Below are 6,043 nucleotides of genomic sequence, written 5' to 3'. Positions count from 1 at the left end.
AGGTCTCCCAGCATGACCCAACCCACCGACATCCGGCGAGTACGCGGACGGCGTCCGCGCTTACTGGACCTGTACTGCTGCCAGGGCGGCGCCGCAAAGGGCTACGACGACGCCGGCTTCGACGTGACCGGCGTCGACAAGAACCCGCAGCCCCGCTACCCCTTCCGGTTCGTGCAGGCCGACGCCATCGCCTTCGTCCTGGAGCACGGGGCGGAATTCGACTTCATCCACGCCTCACCGCCGTGCCAGCACGACAGCGACTGCCAGCGCATCCAGAACCGCGAGCACCCCGACCTCATCGCCCCCACCCGCACCGCGCTGGAGACCACCGGGCGGCCGTGGGTGATGGAGAACGTGGGCGGCGCCGCGCCCAAGCTCCGCCGACCGGTGATGCTCTGCGGGCCCATGTTCGGACTGGAGACGTACCGCCACCGGTTCTTCGAGACCGGCGGAGGCTTCCACCTCGCCCAGCCCGAGCACCCGGCCCACACCGTGCCGCAGGCGAAGATGGGCCGCCCCGTCCCGCCCCGGCACTACGGCCAGTTCGTCGGCAACTTCTCCGGAGTCGACCTCGCCCGGTGGGTGATGGGCGTGCCGTGGATGAACCGCGACGGCATCCGCGAATGCATCCCACCCGCCTACGCCGAACACATCGGCCGCGCCTTCCTCGCCTCCCGTGCGCTGGGGGCGGCGGCATGAGCGAGCACCTGAACACCGCACTCGACCTCGCGGCCGACGGCCTGCCCGTGCTGCCCCTGCGGAAAGGCAAGGTGCCCTTCGGGAACTGCCCGGCTTGCGCACAGAATGCATGCGGTGGCCGACCGAACATGAAGAACCCGGGCCCCTGCACCTGCCCGGCGCCGTGCCACGGCTGGGCCGCCGCCACCACCGATCCCCACACCATCACCGCGCCGACGTGGGCGCGGGCCTGGCGGGAAGCGGCGGGGGTGGCCTACCACCCCGGCGGCGCCGGCCTCACCGTCGTCGACCTTGACAACCCGGCCGCCATCGCATGGGCCCGCGAGACCCTGCCCGCCACACGGACCGTGCCGACGACCCGGGGCGAGCACTGGATCTACCAGGGCGCCATGCAGTCCGCCAACGCCGTACGGTCCGGTGTCGACATCAAGTCCACGATGGCTTACGCCCGGTGGCTGGGCCCCGGCATCGGCACCGTCACGGAGCTGCCGGCGGAAGTGCGCGTGCTGGCCGTGAAGGAGCCAGCTGCGGCCAGGCGAGGGCAGCAGGGTATCGCCGTGCCCGTCGGGACTGAGGGCGGGGACTGTCGCCATCGGACGCCCGTCTACCTGGAGCGCGGTATCGCCATGGCCGAGCAGCGCATTACGGAGGCCCGCAGCCAGGTCCACGCCACCGTGTACCAGACGTTCCTGGCGGTGCTGTCGGCCCATGGCCGGTGCGGCTGCCTCACCGACGCCTATGTCGCCCGGCTGTTCACCGCCGCGCAGGCCAAGGGCGAATCCGCCCGGCACTGCACCGACGCGTGGACCAACGCCCGCACCGCACTGGGGATGTAGCCATGTCCGAGGAAGAGAAGACTCCGGCCCGCCAGATCATCACCGACTACGCGCAAGCGCACTTCCGGTACTTCCGCACCATCGACGGCACCGTCTACGCGCAGAAGAACGGCCACCCCGTCGCCCGCCCGATCCGCTCCCAGGGCACGACCGGGAGCCACCGGCAGGAACTCATGGTCGGCCTCTTCAAGGACGGCATCGGCGTGTTCAACGGCACGGCACTCAAGGAGGCGCTGGACTTGATCGAAGCACTCGCCCTGACCGAGGACGTACAGCCCACCCACATCCGCGTCGCCCCGGGCTTTGACGGTGCGACCTGGCTCGACCTGGGCCGCGACGACGGCCAGTGCGTCCGTATCCACCCCACCGGCTGGGACATCCTCACCCCCGACCCGCAAGAAGTCTGCTGGCGCCGCACCCAGCTCACCGGCGAGCTTCCGCTGCCCGCCCGGGACACCGAGGGCAAGGGCATCGACCTCCTGCTCCGCCTGTGCAACTTCGCCAGCGCCGAGACCGAGTGCCTGGCCCTCGCCTGGCTCATCGGCTGCCTGGAGCCGTCCGTGCCCGTCCCCGCCCCCTTTCTCACCGGGCCGCAGGGGGCGGGCAAGTCCACCGGCGGCCGGATGCTGGTGCGGATCATCGAAGGGATGAGTGGCGACCTTCGCCGGGCCCCGAAGGACGAGGAGAACATGATCACGGCCGTCGCCGCCGGATGGGTCACCGCCCTGGACAACCTCTCCCACCTGCCCCCTGACTTGTCCGACCTCATGTGCTGCATCGTCACCGGCGCCGAGAGCATCAAGCGCGCGCTCTTCACCGACGGGGATGTCGTCCGCTCCCGCTACCGACGCCCGATGCTCCTGACCGGCATCGACGTCGGTGTCATCCGCCCCGACCTCGCCGAACGCCTCCTCCCGCTCCGGCTCGTGCGGCCCCGGGTGCGGCGGACCGAGGCGGAGCTGTGGGCGGAGTACGCGGAGATCCTCCCCGTCGTTCTCGGCTCCCTGCTGGACCTGACGGTGAAGGTGCGGGCCGCCGCGGCGGAGACCCCCACCGACCTGCGGATGGCCGACTTCGCCCACCTGTGCGCGCAGCTCGATGCGGCTACCGGTTTCGGTGCCCTCAGGGCCTACCGGGCCAGTCTCGACGACCTCAATGACGACGTCATCGAGGGCGACCTGCTGGCGCAGACGGTTCTGCAGCACGCGGCCGGGCTCGACGCCGGTACGGAAGTGCGCATGACGTCGTCGGAGTGGCTGCACTGCCTCACCAGCCTCTACAGCGGCGAGGAGTGCCGTCCGCTGCCCAAGGGCTGGCCTACCACCGGCAAGGTCCTATCCGACCGGCTCAAGCGGCTGCAGCCGACCCTCGCCGCACGCGGCGTCGTCATCGACTGGGGCCGCACCAGCTCCGCCCGCTACATCGAAATGACCCGCAGCACCCCGCTCACGCTCCCGGCCCCGCACGAGCAGGAAGCGGCGTTCTGACCCGCGCCACCCGGCGCGCACCGAACAAGCAAGAGGAGCACCCCGGGCCGCGCGTGCTCCTCTTGCTGTTACGGCGGCTTGCCGCCGCTGCGCAAGTCGCGCCGCGCAGCGGCTCCTTCTTCACGTCCTGAGCCGCGCACTACGAAAGACACCACCCCTTTTTCTTTCCTAAGAGAAGAAACGCTGCGTCACCCACGTCACCAGCCACCCGAAACCGGCCCCTGACCAGGGGCTACAGCGATGACGCAGACAGCCGACACCTGCGTCATCCCGCGTCACCCGCGTCACGCGTGACAGAGCCCCGCCTCGCCCGGTGACACGCCCCGAGCTGCCCGCGTCACCGCATAACCGCAGGTCAGGGCCGCAAATGACGTGCCTGACGCGGTGACGCAGAAATCCGGACCTCGGACAGGCGTGTGCCGAGGTCGCGAGCCCAACCCCGACGGCAAAAACGAACTGCCTAGGAGGCCCCCCGGATGAGCATCACGCTTGCCTCTCCCGCTGAGCGGGTTTTGTACCGACCGGAAGAAGCAGCGGCGGCCTTGGGTATCGGTCGCTCGCTGGTTTACGAGGAGATCCGCCTTGGGCGTCTCCAGACGGTTCGGATCGGCCGTCGGCGACTCATTCCGCCCGAGTACATCGCGCAGTACGTCGAGCTGCTCAAGCGCGAGGCAGAAGTAGCCGCCTGACTTCCTCCGTTCGTTCGCATCAACCGGGCCGCGCCATCGGGTGCGGCCCGCTCATTTGGAGAACACCACATGACCGAGACGCCTAAGCGCAGGGCTGGCCACGGCGAAGACACGATCTACTGGGACGCGGCGAAGAACCGCTACGTGGGCGCCGTGTCCCTCGGATACGCCCCGAACGGCAAGCGCCGTCGGCCGAAGGTGTACGGCAAGACCAAGACCGAGGTCCGCCAGAAGATCCGGGACCTGAAAAAGGAAGTGCAGTCCGGCGTCAAGACGCCGGCCAACTACACCGTGGCCGACGCGGTGAACGACTGGCTGGAGCGCGGCCTGAAGGGGCGTGACGAGAAGGGAACCATCGGCAAGAACCGCTCGATGGCGAACAAGCACCTGCTCCCGTTCATCGGCAAAGCCAAGTTGAAGGACCTCAGCGCGGACGACGTCGATGACTGGCTGGAGGGCCGGGCCGAATTCCTCGCGACGCGCAGTCTCCGCGACCTGCTCGCTATCCTGCGCCGCTCCATCGAGCACGCTCAGCGCAGGGACAAGGCCGCACGGAACGTCGCCCTGCTCGTCACCGCTCCGGAGGGACAGCCTGGGCGTCCGAGCAAGGCATTGAACCTGAAGCAGGCGGAAGCCGTGCTCGCCGCCGCTCGCCCGTCGCGGCTGTACGCCTACCTCGTGCTTTCGCTCCTCAGCGGCGTACGTACGGAGGAGGCGCGGCCCCTCACCTGGGACCACGTCTTCCTGGAGACGGAGGACGGCACCCCGCCTCACGTCGCCGTGTGGCGATCGGTGCGCAAGCACGGCGAGACCAAGACCAGGAAGAGCCGGCGGACCATCGCTCTGCCGAAGCAGGTGGTCGACGTGCTCGAGGAGCACAAGCGGTGGCAGAAGCAGGAGAGGGCGTCCCGAGGTATGGAGTGGAGTCCGGCCGGCCGCGTCTTCACGACGCGGTCCGGTGAACCGCTGGACGCGGCCAACGTCCGACGTGATTTCAAGGCCATCGTGAAGAAGGCGGGGCTGGCACCTGAGTGGACGCCGCGCGAGCTGCGGCACAGCTTCGTCTCGCTGCTCTCGGACCACGGCATTCCGCTGGAGCGCATCGCGCAGCTCGTCGGACACACCAGTCAGGCGACGACGGAGGCCGTCTACCGGAAGCAGCTCCGGCCGGTCATCACCGAGGGCGCGGAAGCCATGGACGTGATCTTTGCCCAGCGGCGTGAGGCGACCGCCTGCGAGGCTTGATCGAAATCCTTTGGCCCCCTGTTTGGCCCCCCGAGCACGACAAAGGCCAGGGAGTAAATTTACTCCCTGGCCTTTGACCAGCGTCGGGGTGGCGGGATTTGAACCCACGACCTCTTCGTCCCGAACGAAGCGCGCTGCCAAGCTGCGCTACACCCCGATGTCGCTGCTTGTCGCGGCGACGACGTTTACTTTAGCCCACCGGTGGCCGTAGACGAAATCCGATTCAGAGGGGGCGGCGGGTCGGGGTCGGGCGGGCGTGGTCCAGGACGACCAGGAGGAGGGCCAGGGCGTACATCGCGAGGCCCAGGAGGAGGGCGTTGGCCAGGGTGCTGCGGTAGCCGTGGGCGGCCACGTCCAGGAAGGGGTAGAGGTAGCGGGCCGGGGCGGACGGCCCGAGGACGGCGGCTCGGCCGAGGGTGAAGGCCAGGTAGGCCGTGGGGCAGAGCATCCAGGTGGCGGCCTGGCGCAGGTGCAGGCGGGCCGCGGGGGTGAGGAGAAGCCAGTCCAGCACGGCCGCCGTCGGGACCAGCGTGTGGAGGATCTGGAGGGCCGCCCACTGGGCGTGCCAGCGCTCCGGGGCTGTCGTCGCGCCGGTCATCGAGAACGGGGGCGTCGTGTGGTCCAGGAGCAGGTGGTACACGAGCGCGCCGATCACGACGTACAGGAGTGTGGCGCCTGTCACGGTGGACGACAGCGGGCGGCGTGCCCGCCAGGCCCGGTTGGCCGACAGGAGCATGACCACGGCCAGCAGGATGCTCGCCTGGACGCTGAAGTAGCTCAGCGTCCTGGCCGGGGCGGAAAGGAGGAGTTCCAGGGCGACGCCGGCCACCGCGGCCAGCGCGGTCAGCAGGCGGAAGACGGCGGTGAGGGGGCGGCGGACCGGAGGCACCACCGCCGCGGCCGGGACCGGTGCGGGCAGCAGCAGGGGCGGGCCCGGGACCGCGGGGAGGTCCGGGATGTCCCTGGGTATCGGGGCGGTCATGCCCTCACGCTAGGAAGGGGTGGGGGTGGGGGCCATGTGGAGTAGCCCGGGTGGGTTACGGCACGTCCCGCGCCCTGCTCCCGGTCGGGTCTCCGGTTCCGGGGC

At 69.8% G+C, this 6,043-nt stretch carries 6 protein-coding genes and 1 tRNA gene; 5 read left to right on the top strand and 2 right to left on the bottom strand.

The genetic code is table 11. The annotated features are described in order from the left end of the window. The first annotated feature begins 12 nt into the window (after positions 1–12). From ACIHEJ_RS32445 to xerC, 5 genes are all read left to right on the top strand, one after another. Positions 13–699, top strand: coding sequence for a class I SAM-dependent methyltransferase (locus ACIHEJ_RS32445; RefSeq protein WP_400140851.1), 687 nt, complete (start codon positions 13–15; stop codon positions 697–699). Further along, positions 696–1,535 (top strand): bifunctional DNA primase/polymerase, encoded by an 840-nt coding sequence (locus tag ACIHEJ_RS32440; RefSeq protein ID WP_400140824.1) that lies wholly within the window; start codon positions 696–698, stop codon positions 1,533–1,535. The genes ACIHEJ_RS32445 and ACIHEJ_RS32440 overlap by 4 nt, the downstream gene beginning before the upstream one ends. 2 nt (positions 1,536–1,537) lie before the next feature. Beyond that, complete coding sequence (locus ACIHEJ_RS32435) at positions 1,538–3,022, top strand: ATP-binding protein (protein ID WP_400140822.1); 1,485 nt, start codon at positions 1,538–1,540, stop codon at positions 3,020–3,022. 476 nt (positions 3,023–3,498) lie between these two features. Further along, positions 3,499–3,711 carry a helix-turn-helix domain-containing protein gene (locus ACIHEJ_RS32430; RefSeq protein WP_400140820.1) on the top strand — a complete coding sequence of 71 codons (213 nt, stop codon included), beginning with the start codon at positions 3,499–3,501 and terminating at the stop codon, positions 3,709–3,711. A 69-nt stretch (positions 3,712–3,780) separates the two neighbouring features. After that, positions 3,781–4,956, top strand: a complete 1,176-nt coding sequence (gene xerC / locus ACIHEJ_RS32425; RefSeq protein WP_400140818.1) for a tyrosine recombinase XerC — start codon at positions 3,781–3,783, stop codon at positions 4,954–4,956. Between the two features lie 83 nt (positions 4,957–5,039). Here the strand turns inward: xerC and ACIHEJ_RS32420 are convergent. Both ACIHEJ_RS32420 and ACIHEJ_RS32415 read right to left on the bottom strand, forming a co-directional pair. Further along, positions 5,040–5,113, bottom strand: a tRNA-Pro gene (locus tag ACIHEJ_RS32420). 66 nt (positions 5,114–5,179) lie between these two features. Continuing rightward, a complete protein-coding gene (locus ACIHEJ_RS32415; protein WP_400140816.1) occupies positions 5,180–5,938 on the bottom strand; it encodes a Pr6Pr family membrane protein in 759 nt (252 codons plus the stop codon). Positions 5,939–6,043 lie beyond the last annotated feature (105 nt).

Source organism: Streptomyces sp. NPDC052301 (assembly GCF_044593395.1).
Classification (GTDB): Bacteria; Actinomycetota; Actinomycetes; order Streptomycetales; family Streptomycetaceae; genus Streptomyces.
The sequence above is the reverse complement of the archived record's forward strand: the minus strand, read 5'-3'. Positions and strand labels throughout refer to the sequence as shown.

Bases quoted from the DNA above. Each gene is read 5' to 3' on its own strand.
- xerC (WP_400140818.1), top strand. From the start codon at position 3,781: ATGACCGAGACGCCTAAGCGCAGGGCTGGCCACGGCGAAGACACGATC.
- ACIHEJ_RS32440 (WP_400140824.1), top strand. From the start codon at position 696: ATGAGCGAGCACCTGAACACCGCACTCGACCTCGCGGCCGACGGCCTG.
- ACIHEJ_RS32435 (WP_400140822.1), top strand. From the start codon at position 1,538: ATGTCCGAGGAAGAGAAGACTCCGGCCCGCCAGATCATCACCGACTAC.
- ACIHEJ_RS32415 (WP_400140816.1), bottom strand. From the start codon at position 5,938: ATGACCGCCCCGATACCCAGGGACATCCCGGACCTCCCCGCGGTCCCG.
- ACIHEJ_RS32430 (WP_400140820.1), top strand. From the start codon at position 3,499: ATGAGCATCACGCTTGCCTCTCCCGCTGAGCGGGTTTTGTACCGACCG.
- ACIHEJ_RS32445 (WP_400140851.1), top strand. From the start codon at position 13: ATGACCCAACCCACCGACATCCGGCGAGTACGCGGACGGCGTCCGCGC.